General features: G+C 46.5%; 18 protein-coding genes. 11 read left to right on the top strand and 7 right to left on the bottom strand.

Annotated features, from left to right (window positions below):
- Positions 1 to 4 precede the first annotated feature (4 nt).
- From NST94_RS25120 to NST94_RS25095, 6 genes are all read left to right on the top strand, one after another.
- A complete protein-coding gene (locus tag NST94_RS25120) occupies positions 5 to 874 on the top strand; it encodes a glycine betaine ABC transporter substrate-binding protein (RefSeq protein WP_038573223.1) in 870 nt (289 codons plus the stop codon).
- 287 nt (positions 875 to 1161) lie between these two features.
- Complete coding sequence (locus NST94_RS25115) at positions 1162 to 1773, top strand: VTT domain-containing protein (RefSeq protein ID WP_076099392.1); 612 nt, start codon at positions 1162 to 1164, stop codon at positions 1771 to 1773.
- Positions 1774 to 1927: 154 nt separating this feature from the next.
- The gene (gene yunB / locus NST94_RS25110; RefSeq protein WP_339281405.1) at positions 1928 to 3007 is read left to right on the top strand and encodes a sporulation protein YunB; all 1080 of its coding nucleotides are present in this window, start codon (positions 1928 to 1930) and stop codon (positions 3005 to 3007) included.
- A gap of 69 nt (positions 3008 to 3076) precedes the next feature.
- Complete coding sequence (locus tag NST94_RS25105; RefSeq protein WP_280753711.1) at positions 3077 to 4561, top strand: hypothetical protein; 1485 nt, start codon at positions 3077 to 3079, stop codon at positions 4559 to 4561.
- Positions 4558 to 5763: a hypothetical protein gene (locus tag NST94_RS25100; RefSeq protein ID WP_248549581.1), complete on the top strand. Its 1206-nt coding sequence runs from the start codon at positions 4558 to 4560 to the stop codon at positions 5761 to 5763. The genes NST94_RS25105 and NST94_RS25100 overlap by 4 nt, the downstream gene beginning before the upstream one ends.
- Positions 5756 to 6493, top strand: coding sequence for a glycosyltransferase (locus NST94_RS25095; protein WP_076193397.1), 738 nt, complete (start codon positions 5756 to 5758; stop codon positions 6491 to 6493). Before NST94_RS25100 ends, NST94_RS25095 begins: the two co-directional genes overlap by 8 nt.
- Positions 6494 to 6518: 25 nt before the next feature.
- Here NST94_RS25095 and NST94_RS25090 read toward each other — a convergent pair whose 3' ends face one another.
- From NST94_RS25090 to NST94_RS25070, 5 genes are all read right to left on the bottom strand, one after another.
- On the bottom strand, positions 6519 to 8468 hold the full coding sequence (locus NST94_RS25090) for a glycosyltransferase (RefSeq protein ID WP_280753712.1): 1950 nt from the start codon (positions 8466 to 8468) through the stop codon (positions 6519 to 6521).
- Positions 8469 to 8483: 15 nt separating this feature from the next.
- Entirely contained in the window at positions 8484 to 9905 is a 1422-nt protein-coding gene (locus NST94_RS25085) for a glycosyltransferase (protein WP_280753713.1), read from the bottom strand.
- On the bottom strand, positions 9902 to 11947 hold the full coding sequence (locus NST94_RS25080) for a TPR domain-containing glycosyltransferase (protein WP_280753714.1): 2046 nt from the start codon (positions 11945 to 11947) through the stop codon (positions 9902 to 9904). Before NST94_RS25080 ends, NST94_RS25085 begins: the two co-directional genes overlap by 4 nt.
- Before the next feature lie 113 nt (positions 11948 to 12060).
- Positions 12061 to 13518 (bottom strand): DUF6385 domain-containing protein, encoded by a 1458-nt coding sequence (locus NST94_RS25075; RefSeq protein ID WP_280753715.1) that lies wholly within the window; start codon positions 13516 to 13518, stop codon positions 12061 to 12063.
- A gap of 28 nt (positions 13519 to 13546) precedes the next feature.
- A complete protein-coding gene (locus tag NST94_RS25070) occupies positions 13547 to 13786 on the bottom strand; it encodes a DUF6385 domain-containing protein (protein ID WP_282580012.1) in 240 nt (79 codons plus the stop codon).
- 482 nt (positions 13787 to 14268) lie between these two features.
- On the opposite strand from NST94_RS25070, the gene NST94_RS25065 reads away from it, so the two are divergent.
- The 4 genes from NST94_RS25065 to NST94_RS25050 all read left to right on the top strand — a co-directional run bounded on the left by NST94_RS25065 (position 14269) and on the right by NST94_RS25050 (position 19495).
- Positions 14269 to 14805, top strand: a complete 537-nt coding sequence (locus NST94_RS25065; protein WP_076128012.1) for a hypothetical protein — start codon at positions 14269 to 14271, stop codon at positions 14803 to 14805.
- 18 nt (positions 14806 to 14823) lie between these two features.
- Positions 14824 to 15405: a hypothetical protein gene (locus NST94_RS25060; RefSeq protein WP_036685335.1), complete on the top strand. Its 582-nt coding sequence runs from the start codon at positions 14824 to 14826 to the stop codon at positions 15403 to 15405.
- A 154-nt stretch (positions 15406 to 15559) separates the two neighbouring features.
- A complete protein-coding gene (locus NST94_RS25055; RefSeq protein WP_036685332.1) occupies positions 15560 to 16228 on the top strand; it encodes an alpha/beta fold hydrolase in 669 nt (222 codons plus the stop codon).
- Positions 16229 to 16471: 243 nt separating this feature from the next.
- Positions 16472 to 19495 carry a carbohydrate binding domain-containing protein gene (locus tag NST94_RS25050; RefSeq protein ID WP_076128011.1) on the top strand — a complete coding sequence of 1008 codons (3024 nt, stop codon included), beginning with the start codon at positions 16472 to 16474 and terminating at the stop codon, positions 19493 to 19495.
- Between the two features lie 403 nt (positions 19496 to 19898).
- Here the strand turns inward: NST94_RS25050 and NST94_RS25045 are convergent, their stop codons facing one another.
- Entirely contained in the window at positions 19899 to 20927 is a 1029-nt protein-coding gene (locus NST94_RS25045; RefSeq protein ID WP_076099381.1) for a LacI family DNA-binding transcriptional regulator, read from the bottom strand.
- Positions 20928 to 21049: 122 nt separating this feature from the next.
- Here NST94_RS25045 and NST94_RS25040 point away from each other — a divergent pair, with 122 nt between their 5' ends.
- On the top strand, positions 21050 to 22750 hold the full coding sequence (locus NST94_RS25040) for an alpha amylase N-terminal ig-like domain-containing protein (RefSeq protein WP_339281404.1): 1701 nt from the start codon (positions 21050 to 21052) through the stop codon (positions 22748 to 22750).
- Between the two features lie 38 nt (positions 22751 to 22788).
- On the opposite strand, the gene NST94_RS25035 is transcribed toward NST94_RS25040, so the two are convergent.
- Positions 22789 to 23889: a M23 family metallopeptidase gene (locus tag NST94_RS25035; protein ID WP_076128006.1), complete on the bottom strand. Its 1101-nt coding sequence runs from the start codon at positions 23887 to 23889 to the stop codon at positions 22789 to 22791.
- Positions 23890 to 24053: the final 164 nt, after the last annotated feature.

The following is a 24053-nucleotide window of genomic DNA, read 5'->3' as shown; positions in this document are numbered from 1 at the left end:
ATAAATGAAGAAGAAAAATATAGGGGTATTCCTGTTAGTTATTATGATGATTGCTGTTATTGCTGGATGTTCTTCATCAAGTAAAGAGAAGGTAAAATTAGCATATGTAGCATGGGATTCGGAAATTGCGAGTACTTATGTAGTAAAGGAAGTACTTGAAACTAAGCTTGGAGCTACCGTTGAAATGCTGCAGGTAGATGCTGGTCCAATGTGGGCTGGGGTTGCAGACGGTAGTGCGGATGGAATGGTTGCAGCTTGGCTGCCAAGCACCCATGCGGCTTATTTAGAGAAGTACGGTGCAAAAATTGAAGATTTGGGTGCAAATCTAAACGGGACTAAGGTTGGCTTGGCTGTTCCGGCCTATATGGATATTAACTCTATTGAAGACTTGAAGAACAGTGATATGGCAGCAAAGCTGAACAATCGCATTATCGGCATTGAGCCAGGTGCCGGCATTATGACAACCACAGAAAAAGCTATCGCTGAATATGATCTTAGCGATTACACACTTCTTGAAAGCTCATCCGCAGCGATGGCTCAGGAACTGCAAAAGGCTTATGACAACAACGAGCCAATCGTTGTTACAGGCTGGACACCGCACTGGATGTTCGCCAATATGGATCTGAAATATCTGGAAGATCCAAAAGGGGTTTACGGTGCGGATGAACAGATCCACACGATGGTTCGCCAAGGTCTGAAAGATGACATGCCGAATGTCTACAAATTCCTGGATCAATTCGAATGGACAGCAGAAGATATGGCCAAAGTAATGATTGAGGTTCAGGGTGGCAAGTCACCAGAAGAAGCCGCTAAAACTTGGGTGGAGAGCAATCCGGATAAAGTGAATGCTTGGGTTGCAGGTATAGAATTGTAAGTAGATTAAAAACTGTGTTATGATGTGAAGAATAAATGGAAACAAAAATGTAACTTGTACGCTAACTACTGTTCTTTACACATTACACTTCATAAGCAAGCTCATTCAATAAAACACCCCGTAAGGGGTGTTTTTCTTGGGAATATAAGCAAAGTATTACAAGCTCTTAGTGTACCCTGCTTATATTTCAATAAGAATGGATACCTAGTTTACACACTTAGACTTATGCTTTGTCAAAGTAAATCAGGAGGCAGCTGCTGCAAGGAGTCAAGAGAGGAGACTGCTTCATGACAGAGACCATAAATACCTGGATTGATTGGCTGCTGCAAACGCTGGGCCTTAGCGGGCCATCTATTTTATTCGTGACCATCCCGCTCGCACTTTTGCAGAGTATATTAGGATTTTTTCCATTCGTAATTTTGATCGTGCTGCATGTCTCTGTTTTTAACGTAATTGGAGGTATGCTGATCAGTTGGCTGGCCTGCAATCTGGGCGGAATACTGATGTATTTTCTCATTCGGCGATATCTGTATAACTGGTTTGACCGAAAATGGAGAAGCAAACTGAAGCGCTATGATAAATGGCAACGTTACTTGGATCGATATGGGATTTGGACACTGGTGCTTTTGCGTACAATCCCGATTATTCCGAATAATGTAATCAATTTCATGTCTGCTGTTTCACCGATTAAAGCCTCATCTTTTATATGGGGAACCGTACTTGGTAATTTGTCTTATATATGGTTATTCGGTACGATCGGATCCACCTTAATTGTTCCGCGTGAAGAATGGAATGGTTATCTTACTTGGTATGCGGTGTTTATAGCTATTCTCATTGGCATCTTTATTCGGCGTCATTGGGACCATTTGCAGGAGGATAAGCGGAGCAGAATGCACTAATATCATCTTCCCAGTTCATGATCTAAAGGATGAAGAACGTTACTTCAGGCGCAGTTTGCCGGAGGGAACGTTCTTCTTTTTTGTCCTCTTAGCGAATACCTTAAATTAAGTGGAGGTGGCTTGACCTCTGCGTAAGGCGGGAGGGACTATTGCAATGGGCAGATTGAAAAAATGGGGGAACCGAAGGCTGAGAATACCTGATCTAGGCCATTTTCGGCTGCCAAAAATAAATGGGGACACGAATCGGAGATTCTCAGCGAGAAGCTCCGCATTCAAGTCAAAACCCAGCCGGGCAGCGGTTAGGCCGCAGCGTACGCGCTTTGAAGCCAAACGTAGCAAAGGCCGCTTTAGGTTATCCAGCCGGCCAGAGAGTAAGGTAACGGTTGCAGGCGGAAGAACACATAAGCCAAGAAGCCGACGCAAATTTTGGCTGATAGCCTCCTTAGTAATACTTGTGCTGGTGCTGCAATCCTTGCGCTATGTGGAGCTGCATATGAAGCCGCCCATCCTGCATTTAGCACAAATACGTGTGAAGCAAATCGCTACGGAATCGATTAATAAGGCGATTACCTCTCAGGTTGCGAATGGAGGGAATGCGGAAGAGCTAATTGATTGGAAGACGGATAAGAACGGGAAAATATCAGGGTTCATGCTCAACTACGCGGAGCATATGCGTATTACTTCGCAAGCGGCACAGGTCATTCAGTCTACGCTGCAGGAATTGCATAATCGAACAGAATATATTCCGCTGGGGCAAGCGCTGGGCAGTCCCCTTATTGCTTCTTATGGACCCGATATTCCGATCAAGATTGAACCACAAGGTGCGGTTAAGGTTGAACTCAGCACCCGCCAGCAAAACGCTGGGATCAATATGATTCTGGTCGAGGTATACATTCATATTGTGACAGAGGTTGCAGTCGTCATTCCTTTTGATATGGAGCCGCAGGTAGTGGATACAGAAATTCCTGTGTCTTATCTGATGGTTGTTGGAGATGTACCTATGTATTATTACGATAATCAAGGTCAACCTGTGGGGGCTAACGGCAGCAGTGCTCCGGGAATTGCCATTCCTGCTCCAGCTGTAGGCGGGGATAAGAGTGGAGTAGTGGATCAGGGCAAGGATACCTCCAGTAACAGTCAGAAAGATAACAGCTCGTCTCCAGCGGCAACCGATCCCGCGAGTACGGGTGCAGATCATACGGAAGAAGACAAAGGCGTGGGCGGAGGAAATTAAGGGGATATCATGCTTCAGCGCTCATAGACTATAGGTAGAACAGCTTTAATAAATGGAGCGTGAATCCTAATGTCGCAAGAATCTCTGTATGTGGAACGCTTGGCGGGTAGGTATGGGTTCTTGGAGCGCACGGGACTACTTCCACTGCCGAGTAAAGATGGACTTACCCTTGTAGTTGAGCTAAGCCGCCTGGAATGTGCCGCAGCTTGCTTACCCTTGCTGCTGCTCCATTCTGGAGAGTCTGTGCGCATTATTGCTGTGGCGATGACTCCTGATTTTCCTATGGAAACTTTAGCGGAACAGTTCTCACCGGAGCAGTCGATTCTCTTTCTTCCTTATGAAAAGGAGGAGTACATGCCTAACCAGGCTTTGGCACAGATCGAAACCAGTTTCGCGGTTTTGCTTGAAGATTCGATCATGGTATCACCTGGCTGGCTAAGTGAGCTATTGTGGGTTCCTTTTGATGACGCTTCAGTTAAGGTGGTGGCCCCTCGCTCTTCAACCGAAAGAGGGGAAGGGAAGAAACGTCTTCACTTCGGCACCTATGATGAGTTTGCTGCGCATGTAAGCTACAGTCTTGGCCGGCATCAAGGAGAATGGCGAGAGATGCATGTACTAACGGGTTCTTGCCTCCTGTTCTCTAAAGAGCTGCTTCAGCGTATTGGAGGGTTGGACATCTCGCTTCAAGCGCGGCCTCTTATGATTGCCGATTGGTGTCTTCGAGCCCGGCAGTCTGGAGCCAAGCTGGCGCTAAGTGATGCTGTGTATGTTCATGCTATACATTCACTTGATAGGGGCCAGAGAAGGCTGAACGGACCAACACTTGCGGATGGCTGGCAGGCGTACAGTACAAAATGGGCGCTGGAGGATGTCTTAGAAGTCGAAGAACATCTTGTACCGCAGAATGGATTCTTACAATCAACACAACCTGTTATTCCACTCGGTAAGGCAACCTTGGCAACCCCATTAGTGACGGCGATTGTTTATTGTGAAGAGGATGGGAATGGGGACCATCTTCCGCAGGAATGGGCAGCTACACAGGAGCAGCAGAGCTACAAGAATATTCGCTGGATCTGGATCAAGGACAGCTGGATGAACACAGCTCCCGGCTTGCCAGTAAATGAACAGGATGTAGTGATTACAGTTCGTGGTCAAGAGGCTTGGCTGCGGGCTTTGAAGAATGCATCTGCATTATTTGAGTGTGAGATAACTGTGTATTTATCAGACTCTATCAGATATGAGAAATATTACGTTGAACGGGTAGTGAAGGCGATCACCCAAGGTTCCGCAGATCTGATCGTTAGTTTATCTACGGATATGGACGAAGAGGTGGGGCGGTTGCTTAGGGGGGACCCTTCGGGAATTGTTTTTCCATTAGAGCGAGTTGCTCATAAAGGCGGGAATGTGCCTGGAGTGATTACTTGTAAGGCGTCTACTTCGCACCAATTGCAGCTTCACCCTGAAGCTTCACTAACTATAGGTTATGTGGGGGATTTGTCCGAACCGCAGGGGAAGAAGGCAGATAGCAGCAAGGGCAAGGAGGCGCAGTCATGAAATATTTAATTCTGAGCAAAGGCTCCTGGGAGGAATACGAATATAAAAGACTGTTGGATCTTCTGCCCGAGCGGGAAGAGGTCTGTTTTGCCGGAAGAATGACTCTTGAGCAGCAGACTAACAGCCAGATCAAGCCGGTAATGATCGCGGATATTCATACTCTCAAGGCGAGGGAGTACACACTTCTGGTCTCTTCTCCCTATTGGCTACCAGAGGTTCTTTCTTTGCAAGCGGGATATATAGTGGCTTTGTTAGAGCGCTGTCCGGAAGAAGAAAATAAGGTCTTATGGGATAAATACAGCGGCTTGCTTGGAGCAAAGGCCGATCTAGTAGGAACCCGATCAGAACGGATCTATCTGGAGCAGAGCTTGTGCAGGGAGAATGTTATTTATCTCGACGGGGATCAGCAGGAATCGTATGGAGTTGTATGTCAGCGCGAGCGGATTTATTTTCTGACAGATTATGAAGTGTTATGGAGTAAGGCGATTGGGAGCTTATGGCAGGAGGATCCCCTCCTTGCTAAGGACTGGTTTAGGATTCAACTCCAGCTTAGGGCGGATTATTATACTTCGATGTGCGCCAAGCTGCCCAGCCAGCCTGTTGTACATTATTTGGCAGCATCTTATTTGTATTTGCTTGGGGACTCCACAGCGAATCGATATCTGGCGCAATCCTTTGAGTTAATGGTGCTGTATGAATATTTGGATTGCCTTATTTCACACTTCCGGTTTTTTTCTGCAATAGAAGCCAAGACAGGGAATCTGGAAACGGCGGTCCGCCAATTTGCGATTACAGCATTTACCGCAGAGGAGAAGCGAGCAGTAGAAAGGATGGAGGGCTGGCTCCATTCCGGGCAGGATGAACTGGTTCGTGCGGAGTTGTTCCACCTGAATGAGGATGAGGCAGCGGCGGTAAGAATTTTAAGTCCGCTAACTTCTTCCGAGGCAAAAGCGTTGCTGGTGCAAAATTATGTGCGGACTTTTCAATGGGAAAAGGCAATAGTGCTGCAACATGAGCAGGAAGAAAATGTGGATGAAGCCATGGAAGGCACCATACACTTGCTGTATGGCAGGCGGCACGAGGCCATTCGCAGCTTTTTAAATGCAGGAGGGCAAGACAATCAGGCATGGCCACTTTTGTCAGAGATGGCAGATCTCGAAGAGGCTGTAAGACGATTGAGAAGGAGAGTGGAGGATGAGTAGTCATAGAGGGCCACTCCGCAAAACATCAGGCAACCGTCTGACCGCTATTATGCAGGTTAGGAACGAAGCCGGAAGGTATTTAGAGCAGGTGCTGGAGGAATTAAGTGAGTTCGTGGATGATATTGTGATCGTGGATGATGGAAGTACAGATCATACGGCTCAGTTATGTCTCTCTTTTGCCAAAGTTAAGAAGCTCGTAACCCTGCAAAGCTCTTTGTTTAACCGTGAATGGGAGCTGCGGCAAACATTGTGGGAGCTGGCGGTATCTACGAATCCGGATTGGCTGCTGTCTGTGGATGCCGATGAATTCTATGAAGAGTCTGCTAAACGGGAGATGAGGCGACTCATCGATCAGGATGTGTATGACTGGGTATCCTTCCGATTATTTGATTTTTGGGGTGGCACCACACATTACCGTGAAGATGAGCATTGGAATATCCACACGAAGCATACCCGTACACTAGTCCGGTATTTGCCGAACTTTCATTATTTTTTTCCGAAAATGGATCATCATGTGCCAAGACTTCCGCTCTCTTATTCGGTATTGCCGGGGTTTCTTACCGAGCTGCGTGTGAAACATTATGGTTGGGCGATATCCCCTGAGGAGCTTCGGCGAAAATACTCGCGTTACCTGGAGCTTGATCCAGAGGGGCGCTGGGGTAGTCTGGAGCAGTACGAATCTATCCTTGATGAGCAGCCCCATCTGGTGGAATGGCAAGAGGAGCTTTGAAATCCGCATCTGATCTGCCAACTGGCTAAGTCCGGCTGGCAGATCTCAGAAGCAGCGCAGAAGGGATATGAGCTGATGGTATCCCTTGCGGATATACTTCTGCTGCGAGCTGCAGCTTGTAATAAGCGAGGCTCACGGCTGCGGTAGCCCCCCCGACTCTACGCAAAGCGGCTTCATCCTCTACATGAAGGATGGGCATCTCTCCACAGGAGTAGGCTATCGCAGCGTATAATTGCCACTCGGTACAGTCTGCAGGTGTATGATATTGAGGGTGCTTGCTGACATAAATAGAGCACCATTGTTTTTTTATGGAGGTGGGGGCTTCAAGTAAACCGTAAAGTAAGGGCTGCGGCAGACTGGACCATTGTAAGGAAGAACCTTGCGAATGGCGATAAAGTGCTAATAAACTATTCCAAGCACCAGTCTGAAGCAGCAATTGTGCTGCATAGTTGAGATCCGAAAGATCAGCTTTAAGGCTATAATTCCCCGCTAAAATATGATGGATCGATAAAATCCCCGGTCTGTAAGGCAATAGACAGACAAGCCAGCGCATGGCAGACTCAGTATCTCCAATACGGCAAGAGAAAGCCCACAGGTAGCCAAGTACAAAGGATCGGTTGGAAAGATGGGAAGGATCATGAAGTAGCTGTTCAAGCGGTGCGAGTGTCTGAAAATGTTCCGGTTGATTGTTTATCTCCAGAATCGCCTGCAATGCAGCCTGAACAGATGAGGGTAACTGGCTGGCTGTAGAAAGCTCAGCTTGCCATTCCGGATCGCGGGCATTGAGCGCTGCGGACAGAAGATAACTCAAAGTATCAGGAGATAAAGAGTGCAGATAGTAGTGGGTCAATGCTCGTAGTTGTGCCTTCTCTCCAGATAGAAGGCTTAGTGGGACGAGTTCTTTCCACGCTTCGCTATAATCAGGCTTATGTTGTATAGCAGCCTCGTAATGTCTCCACGCATCCGGATATTGGTATAACTTCTCACAGACTCTTCCGGCTAGTAGTTCTGTCCGATACGTTCCACTGCCTGAGGAAGAAGGGTATTTATGTGCTGTATTCCCGCTCTGAAGTGCGTTCTCCAAGAAGTGCTTGGCTGAGCTGAGCTTCCCTTGTTCCAGTAATAGGAGGGCATAGCTTTCTAATAAATCCGTGAAATCAGGAAAAAGACCGCTCCCCGTACGAAAAACTTCCTCGGCTTCCTGCTTTCGGCCACATAGTTGTAAGGCGTACGCCGTCTTAAGGTAAATATCTGAGACATAACCGGAAGGGGCTGGAGCATCGGTGAGCAGCGGAAGGAGGATCTCTGCCGCTTCTTTATATTGACCCTGCTGATAATACTCTGCCCCTAACGCGTAACGAAGAAAAAGATGGTTCGGTTGAAGCCGCAGACCCCTGTTGATGAGTGCTAAATTGCGGTTATATTTATTTTTACGCATCAGTTCATCTTCTAAATATCCGTAGTGGAAAATACGCAAATCTGCATAAGTGATCTCCCCAGCTGGAAGCTCCCAAATGCTGCTGGCAATCTCCTCATGAATACTTCCACGAAAAATAATTCTTTTATCATTTTTGAATAATCGACAGACATGATCTGTAACAAAATCCGCTTCAGGTATTTCACCGACATAGTGGATAATGGGCAGCCAATACCCATGAATATACTCGGCACCAAGCAAGGGCTGGAGCAGCTCCTCACTCCAATGATCCACAGCCTCATCAGCATCCAGTACCAGAACCCAAGCGGAAGTTGCATACTCTAGGCTTATATTCCGCGCTTTGGAAAAATCATTTTCCCAAGGAATGTCGATAATCTTTGCACCGAACCTCTGAGCGATTTCTTTACTGTTATCCTCTGAGCCTGTATCCGCAATGATAATCTCAGACACTAGCCCGCGCACAGAGGATAAGCATTTCTCCAGATGGTTTGCCTCGTTCTTAATAATCATGCAAAGTGTGATATCCGGTGTGGTCATAGGAATACGTCCTTCCTAATCTGAAACTCTGGGCAGTGGAAGTGCGAGTCGCACTCTTTTAGCCGCTGGAGAATAGGGGGTTGAAGAAGTGAGGGAGGCAAGCAGACGATCCGCCAACAAAAGCTCCGAACGCCCTGGGTGATAGGCTGGGTTGAATAACGAGTCATTAGATGAGGACTGCCCTGTGGTCTTCATCAGCTGTTTTGCTGCCTCTTCACATCCCTCAATCCGCAATAAATCTAAGAGAAGTCCGCTTTTAGCGGCTGTGTATTCGGGTAGATGAGCGTGAAGCCAGCCCAAAATTTCATTTTCGCGCTCAGCACATTTTAAGGCTCGGATCAGTCGGGTTATAATGGGCGTTGGCTCGGGATGAAGCTGAGCAGCTTTGGTATAACAGACACAGGCCTCGGTCTCATCGCCTATTTCTTCGCATAACTGTCCCAGCAAATAAAATGTCAAATAAGATCCGAATCCGGACTCGGTATGGTAACCGGAAGGAGCTTCTCCAATGACTAAGGCTTGCAGCAATGCTGTTTTGGCCTCAACTAGGGCCCCCATTTGAAACAGCAGCACACCTTTGATATGAGCCAAGTCAGGATAATCCGGATGTAAGGTTATCCCTGAGTCGCAAGCTTCCAGCGCCGCGTTGAAATCTTTTAATTCTGCCAGGCAGCGGATTTGATATTTGTGCAGCAGATGAACATAACTTGTGTCGGGTGGAGCTTCGTTAAGTGATCTTTTGATATGCTCTAGAGCCGGTTGATATTCACCAAGCCGCATATATTCAACAGCCATATTGAAATGGTGGAAGGGGTCATTGGGATTTAACTTTAGCTGTTCCTTGAGCAGCTCAACATTTCGTTTGATCTTATCTTTTTTTGCTACTACGCCGTCTGCATAACCGTAATGATGGATGACTACGTTGCTTAAATGCATTGCTGCTTTGGGTGTAGCTTTTACGATCGTTTCTGCAATCTGTTCGTGGATGATGCCGCTGAAACGGTACTGCGGGCGGTTACGGAATAGCCGGATAATCGGATTAACAGTAATGGTCTGTGAAGCTGCGGTTAAACCTTTATGATTATGAATGCGCAGAAAAAAAGCTTCATACTCCAAATGCTCCGCACACAGCAACAGCTCCCCCTTACTTTTCGCATCCAGTTCCTCGTCTCCATCCAGAATGAGAATCCATTGTCCGTGGGCTTGCTGAAGACCCGCGTTGCGGGCAGCGGCAAAATCGCCATTCCAAGGATGGTGAACAACTTTAGCTCCAAAGCTTAGAGCAATTTGTAGCGTGGAGTCAGTAGAGCCAGTATCGACTACAATAATCTCATCGGCGATACCACGTACACTTTTTAAACATTGGTTTAGGTTATCTGCTTCGTTCTTAACGATCATGCATAGAGAAATCAGAGGTTTTTGGCTGGGCATGCTCATTTGGCTGTCCTCCCCTCACTCTGGCGGAAGCTCCACTGTGTATGCCACGGTGTACGATTTAGTAAAAAGATGGATTTATGGATGGCACCAATATCCGTTTGCAGTGGACCATGAACGTTAGCTGCATCCAAGCTGTTTAGTGCCTCCTCCATGCTATGCTTCGCTTGCTGAAGGTAACAGAGTGCTAAACCCACTCGGGCAGCCTCATGCTCAGGCATCTGCTCCAGCGCTTGTTGAAACCATTCACTGGCTTCCGTGTAATGCCCTTTGTCAAAGACCATCTCACCTATATAAAAAAGAACCTTCGCATCAGCGGCTTGATCGCTAACTAACCTGATAAAATGCTCACCTGCCGCATTCCTATTGCCTTCTTTATATAATGCTGCGGCTAATTCAGACCGAAAGGTAGGGAACAGCTTTACCAAAGCGTCGCTTAACTCGGGCTGGTGTAGTTTTACTGATTGTTCGATCAAATCTGAAATGAATGAGGAATGTAATGGTAATGAATCTACCTCTGCTTCAGCGGGATCTACCTTTTGTTGCTGGTGGCACTTCTGAATGTATTGCAGTCCGAAACGAAGTTCGTCTGGTACATAGGTTAGCAGGTCATTGTGGAATTCTCCAAAAAGCGCCCAAGAGCAAATAGCCCAGAGGGTAGGCCACTTTTTCAGATATTCTAAATCATGGTTATCTTGCGTAGCTAAGGAGGTCATTTGTCTTATGGTTGTATAGGCGTCCTCTAGCTTGCCGGTGATCAGGAGTGAAGAGATCATCCAATTTGCCGTCTCTAATTCCAAGGGAAAAGTGTCTCGGGATAAGTTAGTGATGGTCTCATTAGCATTTATCGCAAATAAGCTGTCAATGATCGCAGCTCGTTGGGCAGCATTAGTTGGGGGGACGATTTGTATCAGCAAGCCGACAATCTCCTCATCGGGTACAGCTAAGCGTTGAAAAGCAAAAGCTATTCCCTGCAAGGCAGGCCTATATAAAGAGTGGTGTTGAAGCGCACGGTGGTAGAATCTCGCAGCGTCCTCCTGAAGCTCAAGCCGCTCTGAGATTAAGCCTAGTCGATAAAGTGGGCGGAAGGTGTTCATCCCTTGCTCAGATACATATTTTTGACTAACCTGATCTCCAGAAATGGATGCTGCACGCTGATAAGCTTGAAAAGCACGTTCTAACAAGCCTTGACTCTCCAAAGATTGGCCTAATAAAAAATGCAGGTCAGGGTAATCCTCATAACGCTCCAATTCAGGCAACAGCAAGGTATCTATGATATTCGTTTTTCCTTGAGTCAGATAAATTTTACAGAGATCTCTAATCATCGTAGGACGGTAGGAAGCTTCAAGTGGCACATGGTGAAGGGTCTGGCGAAGTAATGTCTCTGCTTCCAGAAGACGACCGTCCTGACAGCAGGTGACTGCTAAATTATACGAGTGAAAAGGATCTTCCGGTTGTTCGGCTAAAGCGAGTCGCAGCAGCTGCTCATTGCGTTTGATTTTATTTTTTCGTGCCATGATTTCCGGCAAATATCCGAAGTGTTCAATCTCAATATCACTATGCTCAATCGCCGAGATGTTATGTGATTTAAGGATTGCAGCGTCAATTCCTTCATGAATTCTTCCGCTATATCGATAACCCTGTCCATTTCGGAATAAACGAACCGCACTGTGCTTTACCTTATCTTCAGGCCGAACGCCAAGCCAATTATCAATTTGTACTGTAAAAGCCTGAGCTTGCGTGTTTTGCAGGAGGCTGCGAAGTTCCGGAAGTGGAGTTTGCAGGCGTTCATCGGCATCAAGGACTAGAATCCAATCGGTATCCGCCTGATCGAGACCTTCGTTACGTGCTGCAGCAAAGTTTTCTGTCCATTCCCGTTGGAATACTCTAGCCCCGTGCGCTTGGGAAATAGCTATGGATTCGTCAGTAGAGCCTGTATCTATGACTACAATCTCGTCAACACCTGCTACGCTTGTGAGACAGTGGGGCAGAAGATCAGCTTCATTGTTAACGATGAGGTGGACGCCAAGCGTAATATTGTTCACGTTGTTTCCTCCTTGTTACATATGTAGAAGTAGAAATCAGCTTTTGCTATCAAAAGAAAAAGCACATGGATATCCATGCACTCTTTCGTTACAACATATGATGGGCATCTGCATTACGTTCCCTGTGCGTTGAAACTTACATTGATTGTTGAGGCGGCTCCTGCATTCGTTGATTGATAGGATAAGCGTGTATATTTCAAGAATCTGGCCGGAACTATGACATCTATAGAACCTGCTGCTAAAGGATTATCTCCTGTGGTATCGACGAAATAGTTCGTTCCGTCAGCACTGATTTCTACTCGTGTGTTGACCGGGTTAGCTCCAGTGTTATTGATGAAAAAGGAATAGGTACCCAATACGCTTGTAGTCACTGCTGGCAGTGGAGTATAGGCATTAGCAGTTGCAATACCCGTCGTCGTCTGTTCGATAAAGCTGCGTTGTGAAATAGAGGTCACACTGCTGAGCGTACCAGCGGTAATGGTGGCTCCAAGCACACTGGTAATGGTCCCGTTTAAGAGGTTGGTGACCGTACCTGCTGAGGACAGAGTACCCGCAGTGATCGTGGCTCCGAGCACGCTGGTAATGGTCCCGTTTAAGAGATTGGTTACTGTACCAGCCGAAGACAGAGTACCCGCAGTGATCGTGGCTCCGAGCACGCTGGTAATGGTCCCGTTTAAGAGATTGGTTACTGTACCTGCTGAGGACAAAGTACCAGCGGTGATTGTGGCTCCAAGCACGCTGGTAATGGTCCCGTTTAAGAGATTGGTTACTGTACCTGCGGAGGACAGAGTACCGGCTGTGATTGTGGCTCCAAGCACGCTGGTAATGGTCCCGTTTAAGAGATTGGTGACCGTACCTGCTGAGGATAGGGTACCAGCTGTGATCGTAGCCCCTAGCACACTAGTAATGGTCCCGTTAAGGATATTGGTGACCGTTCCTGCTGAGGACAAAGTACCCGCGGTAATAGTTGCGCCTAGTACACTAGTAATGGTACCAGCCGTAATCGTAGCTCCGAGCACGCTAGTAATCGTGCCTTCGAGAATGTTAGAAATGGTACCTGCGGAAGACAAAGTACCAGCTGTGATGGTAGCTCCAAGTACGCTAGTAATAGTCCCGTTAAGAATGTTGGTAACCGTACCTGCGGAGGACAAAGTACCCGCAGTGATGGTAGCCCCGAGTACGTTAGTAATGGTACCTGCGAGAATGTTAGTAATGGTACCTGCGGAAGACAAGGTACCAGCTGTGATGGTAGCTCCAAGTACGCTAGTAATGGTCCCGTTAAGAATGTTGGTAACCGTACCTGCGGAGGACAAAGTACCCGCAGTGATGGTAGCTCCGAGTACGCTGGTGATCGTCCCGTTAAGAATGTTAGTAACTGTTCCTGCTGATGACAAAGTACCCGCAGTGATGGTAGCTCCGAGTATATTGGAAATCGTACCATCTAGGATAATTGTCGTTAGATTTCCGCCTGGATCTGTAGTGAGCGGATGATCAATCAGCGAGGCATCCCGGCCAAAAATAAGCGTTCGTAGATTATCGGGATTAGCTTGAAAAGAGCTGTAGTTAGGCAAAGTTCCTCGTCCCTCTCTTATAAAATTGTTAACTCATACCTATAGACTGGGCTTGGACGTATACATCAATTTTGCCTAAACCCGTTGACTGCTGCGTGGAGGCGGATATCCGAGTCCACTTTAAAAATCTGCTTGGCACTAGCACCTTCATTTCTTTTGCAGCCACGATCTCTTCTGAATCTATAAAAGAATCAAAACTGTTCGGACTAATCTCCAAGCGGACGCTAACAGGGTGGTCTCCTTGGTTCATAACTGCGTAAGAGATCATCGTTTTAGTTCCGCTTTTTTGCCAAGACAGAGGTGAAATGGAGCTGAACACGGGGAATCCGATAAATTGATGCTCGGAAAATAAAGGACTGATCGTCACCTTACGGCGGTTTCTTCGACCCTTTGGAGGTGGAAATGATTGCGGATTTCTAGAACAATTCCCCTGTTTTTTTGAGTGTTTTATTTTGCTGCGCTTTTTTAGTTCCAGACCGTTATGGATTTCATTCACCTCCTACGGGTTTTCTGGAACCCTGTCCATAAAAGGACCCTAACCGTCGTTTGAGCCCTGAGCATCAATAAACCGCAGTTCAATAAGCCGCGAACCGTTAGGGACAATCCTTAGCCATTCGAATGGTGATAATAATATATGGTGAAAAATAAGAGGTGATTGGGCTGTGAAAGCAAAAATACGCACATTCCCAAACAACCTGTTACTTAGAGTGGCATAAAATAAGATAAGCTCAAGTACGGGGAGGATAGCGCATGCCAAACGATTCAGTCTTTAATCAGAGTAGCCAGCCACTCTTTACAGAACAAGTCAACACGTATGTTGCACCTGGTATAGATTCAGCTCCGGAGGGAGGAGCGGCTAAGGCGGGGCTATTGTTTGGAATCCCTTTTACTTCTACGGTAACGACTGCTGCACCGTTAGTTGTTCAGATTAGTAATCCGGCAGGCAGCGGACGTACATTGTATGTATCCCGTGTTGCAGCTAGCTCGGCAACAGCTGCTGTTACTTTATCTCTGCTTCGGAACGCTACGGTCACCGGGACTACCGTTACACCGATAAATTTTAATTTTGGAAGTGCGTTAACCAGTGTGATGACGGCCAGAACCTCGACTGCTGCCCCTACGGGAGGTCCGGCCACTCTAGTATCTTTATTACTGGCAGCGGGGCCCGTCATTGTTGATTTTACTGGACAAATCGTTGTTCCTCCCGGAAATTCCATAACCACGTCCATCACGATTGCATCGGGAACTTCAGCAGCGACAACATCTATTAGTTGGTGGGAATATTAGAAATGGGAGGGGATAATCATGCCTAATCAATATGTGTTTAACGACAATGATCAACCTCTTTTTGTGGATATGGTCAATACCTTCCAATCTCCGGATATCAGCGCGCCACCTGAAATAAGTGCTTCGAAGGCTGCGGTCTTGTATTCTACCAACACATCCGCGTCTAGTTTGGTCGTACTTAGTCTTATTTCTGCAATTACTTCTATTCGGATTAGTAATGCTGCTGGTAGCGGGAAAACCGTATATATCTCTCGTATTAGCGGCAGTATCGGCGGATCTTCTCTGCTATCGGCTATGTCTGGAAGCTTTACAATTGTAAAAGGAGGGACGTTAACCTCTCCTGCAACCTTGACACCAACCAATAATAATCTCGGAAGCGCGGCTACAAGTGCGATGACCGTTCAATCTTCAACAGCGGCAATTAGCGGGGGGACGACGCTTTACAATTATCAATTAGCTCCAGGCGCTTTCTCACAGAACTTTACGGGCAGCATCATCGTTCCGCCGGGGACTGCTATTTGTGCTAACGTAACTTCATCTAGCTCGGCTGTAGGCTTAACGATTACTTCTGCACTTGGTCTTCTTTGGTGGGAGCAATAGAGTTTATATTTTTTTTGAACCTATAACGGTGGTAAACCTTGACATCATTTGGTTAAGGTTTTACATAGAAGGTTGGAATGAATAGAAAATAAAGGGGATTGGCATTATACAATAAAGTTGGAATTCAGTATGGAATGTGAAAAGAGGGACAATTATGGAAAGTTGTTTATTTATTCATGGCTTTACCGGAGGTGAGCATGAAATCTCTCCCTTGTCCCAGTTTATGGAGCAGCATAATTATCGTTCCAGAACATTTACCCTGAAGGGGCACGGGGGCAGCAGGAATGATCTACTGCATTCGGATCGACATGATTGGCAGCAAAGTGCTGAGGATGAATTAACAGAGCTGTTAAAGACAAATGACGGCGTTCATCTGATCGGTTTTTCAACCGGTGCTCTTATTGCTTCACATCTTTCCGTGCGCTATAAACCTTGGATTAAATCTCTCACTTTGTTGTCTACCCCTGTGTTTCCGCTGAATCCTGTAGAAATTATTAAGACCCTTGGGAGCTTTTCCATGCTAAAAACTTATATTAGTAAATTCAGTTCAACGCCTCCAAAAGCAACTCGAGAGTTCCAGCGATTGGTTCGTGAGAGCTTTTCTGTCTATCCGCATATTGAGACTCCAACCCTGATCGTGCAAGGAAAAAGAGATCATCTAGTGAAGACTAGAAGCGCCGATTACCTACGACATCATATGATCAAGGCGACCCAAAAACAGGTGCTGATGGTCGACAACAGTGGTCATATGGTGTGCCATTGTGAAGAGAAGGACCGAATTATGAATGAGGTCTTGCAGTTTATTCAGACGGCGGGACGCTGAACTCAAACAGTAAATATTCAACTCCAAGAGCTTCCTAAATAGGAGCTCTTTTTTTGTTGTGCATTTCAATTTTAAGGCTTGACAACGCGTCTGGTGTCATGGTAATTTTTAGTAGGGAAACCGGTTTCCCTAAAATTCGTTTGTTTCTATGCCAAAAACATCGCTGGAAAGGTCGGTTTTAATCCAAGAAGTAGGTTTTAGTGTGTTATGAATACGCTTTAATAAGAGAGGGAGATGCGCGCGATGAAACGTAAGTTATGGTACGTGCCCGTTCTGATTACATCTATTCTTCTTTCTACTGTGATTAATTTATTCGTCTTAGCGCCACAACAGGCAGATGCAGCCAGCATCGGTACGATTAACGAGAATGATACCATTTATCAGATTATGGTTGACCGGTTTAATGACGGGGACTCTTCCAACAATGCTACGGGAGCGGCAATTCGCTATGGCGAGAACTCTGAAGAAGATTTCCGTTATATGAAAGGCGGAGATTGGCAAGGAGTGATCGACAAGCTGTCTTATATTAAAAATATGGGCTACACCGCGATCTGGATTTCCCCAGTGGCGGAGCCGCAAATGACGAATCGGGAGAACAACGGCAGTGGTAAAAACACGGCGTATCACGGGTACAACGTTAAGGACCCTAACGCAGCCAATCCCTACTTCGGTACAAAGGAGAAGCTGAAGGAGTTAGTGGATTCCGCACATGCGGTTGGCATCAAGGTGGTTATAGACGTTGTGCCAAACCATATCGGGGATTATATGCTGGGTACCCAAGCCTACTATGATATCCCTAGTCTGCAGCCAGCAGCTCCTTTCAATAACCCGGCTTGGTATCACCATAACGGAGATATCAACTGGTCTTTGGCAGACGGAAGATACGATCAATGGGCACAGGATTACTTAGAAAATCATGATCTAGGCGGACTGGATGACATTGACTTCGATGTCCCTGCTGCTAAAAAGGCCATATTTGATTCGATTAAAGGCTGGTTTGACTATACAGGGGCAGATGGTGCGCGTGTAGACGCAGCCAAGCTGATGAAGCCGACTGATATTGGTGAATTGCAAAATTATCTGGGGGTTAATACCTTTGGCGAGAATTTTGACGGCAATGCTGAATTTGTCTCGCGCTGGGTCGGCAACAACAAGGAGTGGGGCATGCTTGATTTCCCAATGTTCTTCTCCGTTCTAAATAGCTTCGCATATGGGCAGTCTTTTGACTCCAATATTAAAAGCACCTTGGCACAGGATTCCTACTATAACGGAAATGCCAATCACATGGTTACCTTTATCGACAATCATGACCGCAATCGTTTTCTCACAGAAGCTGGAGGAAGCGTAGATAAGCTGCAGAACGCTTTGAGTTTTATTTTTACAGTGCGTGGAACACCCGTTGTCTTCCAAGGTACGGAACAGAACAAAGGCAATGGTAATGGGCAGATTATGACGGGAGGCATCGCCGATACCTGGAACCGCTGGTCAATGGTGAAACGGGATGCAAACGGCAATGTAATAGAGAATTATTTTAATGAGAATGCCAGCACCTACAAGCACGTAGCCAAACTTAATGAGATTCGGAAAAATAATCCGGCACTCCGTACAGGCACTCAACGTGAAATGTGGTCTGCACAGAACTTATATGCTTTTTCACGTCGTATTGACACTGGAACTAATCTGGGGCAGGAAGTTATCTCCGTATTCAGTAATAAATCCAGCGGCTCGCAGACCGTTACCATTCCACTGCGTGCAGAGAGCAGCTTGGCAGTCGGGACGGTTCTTTATAACCAGTTGAACACTTCGGATACGGTAACCGTACAATCGGGTGGAGCAACTGGCAAGCAGATCACTGTAACCGTGGGTGCAAATGCAGCCAAAATCTATGCCAAACAACAGCTTCCTACAGATACAGTTGCTCCAACTGTACCCACTAACGTGACCGCAACCGTTCAAAATGCATCCAGTGCTTTAGTAAGCTGGACCGCTTCCACCGACAATGTAGGTGTGACCGGATATGAAATTTATCGCAACGGCGTAAAAGTGGGTACATCCGCAACTACTTCATATACGGATAACGGATTATCTGCCAGTACTACGTATGACTATACGGTAAAAGCAATGGATGCAGCAGGCAATCTATCCCTCCTTAGCGCGATTGCTTCAGTGACAACACCAGCGGGGAACAGTGTCACTATTTACTATAAGCAGGGCTATACCTCGCCTTATATTCATTATCGTCCTGCAGGAGGAACTTGGACGACATCACCGGGTGTGGCGATACCTGTCTCTGATGTAGCAGGCTACAACAAAATAACGATTAATATTGGCTCAGCCAGCCAGCTTGAAGCTTGCTTTAACAATGGCAGCGGCACTTGGGACAGTAACGGGGGCAGCAACTATTTATTTAGTGCCGGCACCTGGACCTATACACCAACTGGCAATATTCAATCGGGTGGACCCGTGACGCCGACACCAACGGTAACGCCGACACCAACACCAACCGTAACGCCGACACCGACACCGACGGTAACACCAACGCCAACTCCGACGGTAACGCCAACTCCGACGGTAACGCCGACACCGACACCAACCGTAACGCCAACACCGACGCCAACGGTAACGCCGACACCCACCGTAACGCCAACACCAACGGCAACACCTGTCGGCAGTACGGCAACGATCTATTATAAGAATGCGGCTTATAGCAGCTCTTATATCCATTATAAGCTCGATGGTTCAACGGTCTGGACGACGTCTCCAGGCGAGCAGCTTCAAGCTTCTGCTTTTACAGGATATAAGGCGGTTACGATTCAGTTGGACACGGCAGCTGGGCTGACCGCAGCCTTTAATAATGGCAGTGGCACATGGGATAACAATGGAGGCAATAACTATCATTTTGCTGCGGGCACCTGGAGTATGGTGAATGGTAACATCACCGCAGGAGAGCCACAAGCGGATAGTGTTACATTCCGAGCAACTGTTCCTGCGTCTACTCCTGTGAGTGGTCCCGTTTATCTCTCCGGTTCCTTCAATAGCTGGAATGCGGCAGATCCGAACTACCAACTGACGAAGGGTAGTGATGGTATTTACTCCATCACACTAAGTCTACCGGCGGGAACAGCAATTCAATACAAAGTTACACGAGGTGCTTGGACTAATGTGGAGGTGAATTCGAATGGATCGGATCTTTCCAATCGAACCCTTACGCCATCAGGCGGTGCACAAACCGTAAATCTGACGGTTCAGCGCTGGAAGGATCTATAAGCTTCATAATATCTACAGCTTAAACACACCAAGGAGCGGCTCCCGTATGGGGCCGCTCCTTGGTAAGCAGTATGAAGCTTTTTAATTGCAGAAAGTACAATTAAACTTTCTGTTTGAAGCTGGTAGAAAGATTTAACTGTATTTTGTGCAGTAGAATTCAGGAAAAAGGCTGTTTTTTGCCGATTTCACGAGTTTTGACTGCACAAAGTGCAATTAAATCGAATGTTACCCATCCTATAAGGATTTCTATTGCACAAAATGCAATTAAATCCGATGTAGCCATGTTAGCTACTCAAATTCGATCAAGCTAAAGCAGTTACTCCAGACAATCAAGCCGAAACAGCATGCAGCGCAATAAAGTTCAGTCAGCTATACAAGCGCAACCAAGCTTCCTGCCTCTTCACTAAGTTCCCGCCGGGAACTGCGATCTCATAGTTGACTCACGAGGAATGAGTTCTGGCTCGAGAAGCAAATGCCTAGAGGGTATGTTGTTATTACGAATGCGTTGCATCAGCAGCTCGCCTGAAGATACCCCCAGCTGGAAGGTGTCGATATTTAGCGAGGTTAGAGGAGGCGTAGTGTAACGGGACAGAGGATATTCATCAAATGCGGCAATGCCGAGCTGTGAGGGAACATGAATATCCAGTGATTTTGCAGCTTGAAGCACCCCGAAGGCAACATAGCTGTTCATGCATACTACGGAGTCTGGTCGATCTTCGCTCTGTAGAAGCTCAAGTGCAGCAAGATAGCTCTCATGTTCATCAGCCTTACAATTGATAATCCATTGCTGCTGATCGGCAAGATCTGCTTGCTGCAATGCTTGCAAATATCCACTCAGACGATGAGTATAAATCTTTTCCTGCTGCTGCCCGCCTATGAAGGCTATTTTGGAGTACCCCTGCTTTATTAAATGTGAGGTCAGCATGCTGCCGCCTGCTTCATTATCGAAATCAACCCAGCTTCCGGGAGTCATAATTTCGCCGATGGAGATGTAGGGAAACTCCAAGCGGTTCAGTTCTTCGCAAAGCTCTTCCGTTAGTACGGAGTTATTCGCTATGATTCCGTCGACACGTTTGCTGAATACAAGTCTATTTAGAAAATGTCCTTCCGGACTACTATGCTGCACATTGGAAATAGTCAGCTCGTATTTTAAAGGTGCAATTACACTTTCTATTCCACCGATGATGTTGTAGAAAAACTGGTTTAGAAATTCACTTTCCTTGGACATATCGACCAGAAGACCAATATTACAGCTGCTTTGTCTGGCTAATCCGGTAGCGATACTACTTGGTGTATAGTTCATTTGCTTCATAATTTCGCGAACTTTGTGTTTCGTTTCCTGTGATATTTTTGGGGAATCGTTTAATACTTTGGATACGGTAGATTTAGCCACATTGGCTGCTTTGGCAATATCAGAAATGGTTACTTTCATTGTCTTCCCCTCATAATCCGGAACGGTATTTGTAACCATAATAACACAAATTTAGCAGTCTCTCTAATCACAATAAGTCTCATAGATTTAACGATAAAAGTATAAAAAGGAGTTTAGAAGTTATGCCTCATACATGGTTTTTATATCATACAAGTGAAGATCCGTTTGCCTATCCTATGGGTACGGGCATCTTGAAGCTCAGACTGTTCACGCAAGCTGGACAACAATTATCCTGTACCGTCATCTACTCAGACCGTTATGATTCTCCGGGGCATGAAGTTCCTTTGCAGATGGAGCGGATTGGGTCGGCAGGTGTTTATGAGATACATGAAGCGGTCATTGAGACCCCTAATAAAAAATGCAGATATCTATTCCATGTAACTAATCCTGCTGGTGAATATGTCTGGTATGGAGAGAGAGGGGCGTCGGAGAACCGGGAACGCGCGGGTTCTTTTCAATATGCATATCTCCATCATTCTGAGGCGTTGAAGTTACCTTCATGGAGCATGGATGCAGTAACCTATCAAATCTATCCCAGCAGTTATAACGAAGGGACCTTACAAGGCATCTCTGACAAAATGCCCTACCTGCAACAGTTAGGAGTAAACGTTGTTTATATGACGCCTGTATTTGAGTCTCCTTCAGAACATAAATATAATACCTCCGATTACTATAAGGTTGATCCAGTATTTGGGGATACGGAAGGATTGAAGGCACTGGTCAGCCAGGCGCACAGGCATGGAATCAAAGTGATTTTAGATGCTGTGTTTAATCATTCGGGAGATCGCTTTTTCGCGTTTAAGGATGTGTTGGCAAAAGGAGAGCAATCTCCGTATAAAGATTGGTTCTTCATTCATTCCTTTCCGGTTACGCAGACCCCTGTACCCAATTATGAAACGTTTGCCAAAGCTGAAGCGCATATGCCAAAGCTGAACATGGACAATCCGGATACGGCGAATTACATGATTGAGGTTGCGAAGTATTGGGTGCGCGAGACAGGGATTGACGGCTGGCGTCTGGATGTGGCCAATGAAGTTAATCCGCGTTTTTGGTCCCGGTTTCGGCAAGAACTCAAATCTGAATATCCTGAAATCCTGCTGATCGGTGAGATTATGCATGCTTCTGGGCCATGGCTTAGAGGGGATCAGTTCGATGGAGGAATGAATTATGTGCTTCGTGATGCAGTGTTAGAATTTTTTGCGGAACAATCGACGGGGCCAGTTCGCTTTATGGAGCAATTGCTCCATCAGGAGGCGTTGTATAATGACCAGGCGAATTCGGCTATGTTTCAGTTGCTTGGCAGCCATGATACCCTGCGGTTTCTTACAGCGTGTAAAGAAGGTGGGCGTGGTTGGGACCGCTTGGGTACCGCTGTTGAACGTATGATGCTGGCTGTTTTTTTCCAGATGACCTATATCGGCATTCCAATGATCTATTACGGGGATGAGGTTGGGATGGAAGGGGCGACGGACCCCCACTGTAGAAAAGCTATGATATGGCAAGAACAAGCTCAGAATGCAGTGCTGCATAAGTGGTATCAACAGTTGATTTCTCTGAGAAAAAGTCATGAGGTTCTGCGCAAAGGCTCCTTCCGTCCTTGGTTTACTGATGAAGTTCGTAATGTGCTTGGTTACATACGAGGTGTGGAGCACGAAAAGATAGGGCTGATTATCAATAATTCTCCAAACCCTTACCAACTAGAGCTTAGCCCATATCGAGCTGATAAGAACGAATTAACTGATTTATTGTCTGGAGTAATTTTTAAAAATAATAATAAGCTTATGGTCAGCATTGAACCATTCGGCTGTTTGATGTTGTATTAAAAAAGAAAAGGCCCCTCTCTAAGGAAAGGGACCTTATTCTAATTTACGGCACTTTTTTTGCTTCTTTTGTTCTTTAAGTCTCTATATTCCTGATTCTCCCATTGTTTCAGCAACGGAAACGGATCAAAAGCCCATTCGGTAATTCCGCGATCGCGGTAAATTCCAAAATGTAGATGCGGAGGAAATTTCCCTTGTGTTCCGGGATTGCCGTAACCCGAGCTGCCTACCCAGCCAATAATTTCACCGGGGGTGACTATATCTCCGCGAGAAATGGTTTTGTTATATCCAGATAGATGAGCGTAATAATGGTAACGGTTCTCAATATCGCGAATCCCGATTCTCCAGCCGCCGTACCGGTTCCAGCCTTTTGTCTCCACTAAGCCAAAGCAGGTGCTTCGGACTGGCACTCCTTGAGGTGCAAATAAATCTGTTCCTTCATGGATACGTGCTCCACCCCAGCTTCTTCCAGTGCCCCAAGTGCTACGATAAGAATAAAGGTTACTTAAGGGAAGCGGGAAGGCATTGCCGGATAGGTCCAGCCGTCCAAAATGTTCATATAACTTCGCGAACTGGGTAATGCGCTGCGAGGCGCGGCCATTGTGATAATACTCCCAGACCCCGATACTGAAATCACTAGCGGATTGTCCATACTTCAATAAGTGTCTAGCCATGCTATAGAGAACGTCCGCATCATTCTCTGGATCAGCAATGCCGTCTCCTGAGCCATCACTGCCAAAACCATCAAAGAAGCTAATGGAGTTCGGGGAAGTATCCCCCTGATCCGGATTGAGTGGACCTGCCCATACCGGTGCCGGGATCTTTATGGCTGTAAGGCGCGTGGAGACAGGCTGCCCTGAGGCTCCCTTTTTGGCGAGCGTGCGTTCATATTGATCAATGGCTGCAAACCTAAACCACGGGATACCAGTAGCTGCGCTCATTTGCTCATAAAGCTGTCTACGGCCAGACCATTGCGCTTCTTTGCTAGCACTAGCGGGATCCCCGCTGCTCATCACCGGTTGGATTGTAGGCCGCGCTACAGCTGCTGAAACGGGAAGGTTTAAACCACCCCAGAGGATAGCGGCCGCGGACAGGCATAACAGGGTTCTCCGGTTTTTAATATTCTTAAATAGGGCCAGCAAGATAACAGCCTCCTTTTGTCCGGGCATTAAATTGAATGTAGTTACTTCGGATGAAGCTTTTTTATAGATTGGTGCAAAATGCTACTTTTTATCCGTTCTTGTCTAAAGGTACCAGAAAAATCTCGCTGGAAACTCCAGATGATACACCCTGCATATTTCACAAA

This window comes from Paenibacillus sp. FSL H8-0282, assembly GCF_037963825.1.
GTDB classification, from domain to species: domain Bacteria; phylum Bacillota; class Bacilli; order Paenibacillales; family Paenibacillaceae; genus Paenibacillus_AQ; species Paenibacillus_AQ odorifer.
This window is presented reverse-complemented; position numbering and strand designations above follow the sequence as displayed.

What these genes read in the sequence shown, in the direction of transcription:
- NST94_RS25120 (WP_038573223.1), top strand. Translation starts at nt 5, where the DNA reads ATGAAGAAGAAAAATATAGGGGTATTCCTGTTAGTTATTATGATGATT.
- NST94_RS25115 (WP_076099392.1), top strand. Translation starts at nt 1,162, where the DNA reads ATGACAGAGACCATAAATACCTGGATTGATTGGCTGCTGCAAACGCTG.
- yunB (WP_339281405.1), top strand. Translation starts at nt 1,928, where the DNA reads ATGGGCAGATTGAAAAAATGGGGGAACCGAAGGCTGAGAATACCTGAT.
- NST94_RS25105 (WP_280753711.1), top strand. Translation starts at nt 3,077, where the DNA reads ATGTCGCAAGAATCTCTGTATGTGGAACGCTTGGCGGGTAGGTATGGG.
- NST94_RS25100 (WP_248549581.1), top strand. Translation starts at nt 4,558, where the DNA reads ATGAAATATTTAATTCTGAGCAAAGGCTCCTGGGAGGAATACGAATAT.
- NST94_RS25095 (WP_076193397.1), top strand. Translation starts at nt 5,756, where the DNA reads ATGAGTAGTCATAGAGGGCCACTCCGCAAAACATCAGGCAACCGTCTG.
- NST94_RS25090 (WP_280753712.1), bottom strand. Translation starts at nt 8,468, where the DNA reads ATGACCACACCGGATATCACACTTTGCATGATTATTAAGAACGAGGCA.
- NST94_RS25085 (WP_280753713.1), bottom strand. Translation starts at nt 9,905, where the DNA reads ATGAGCATGCCCAGCCAAAAACCTCTGATTTCTCTATGCATGATCGTT.
- NST94_RS25070 (WP_282580012.1), bottom strand. Translation starts at nt 13,786, where the DNA reads ATGATCTCTTACGCAGTTATGAACCAAGGAGACCACCCTGTTAGCGTC.
- NST94_RS25065 (WP_076128012.1), top strand. Translation starts at nt 14,269, where the DNA reads ATGCCAAACGATTCAGTCTTTAATCAGAGTAGCCAGCCACTCTTTACA.
- NST94_RS25060 (WP_036685335.1), top strand. Translation starts at nt 14,824, where the DNA reads ATGCCTAATCAATATGTGTTTAACGACAATGATCAACCTCTTTTTGTG.
- NST94_RS25055 (WP_036685332.1), top strand. Translation starts at nt 15,560, where the DNA reads ATGGAAAGTTGTTTATTTATTCATGGCTTTACCGGAGGTGAGCATGAA.
- NST94_RS25050 (WP_076128011.1), top strand. Translation starts at nt 16,472, where the DNA reads ATGAAACGTAAGTTATGGTACGTGCCCGTTCTGATTACATCTATTCTT.
- NST94_RS25045 (WP_076099381.1), bottom strand. Translation starts at nt 20,927, where the DNA reads ATGAAAGTAACCATTTCTGATATTGCCAAAGCAGCCAATGTGGCTAAA.
- NST94_RS25040 (WP_339281404.1), top strand. Translation starts at nt 21,050, where the DNA reads ATGCCTCATACATGGTTTTTATATCATACAAGTGAAGATCCGTTTGCC.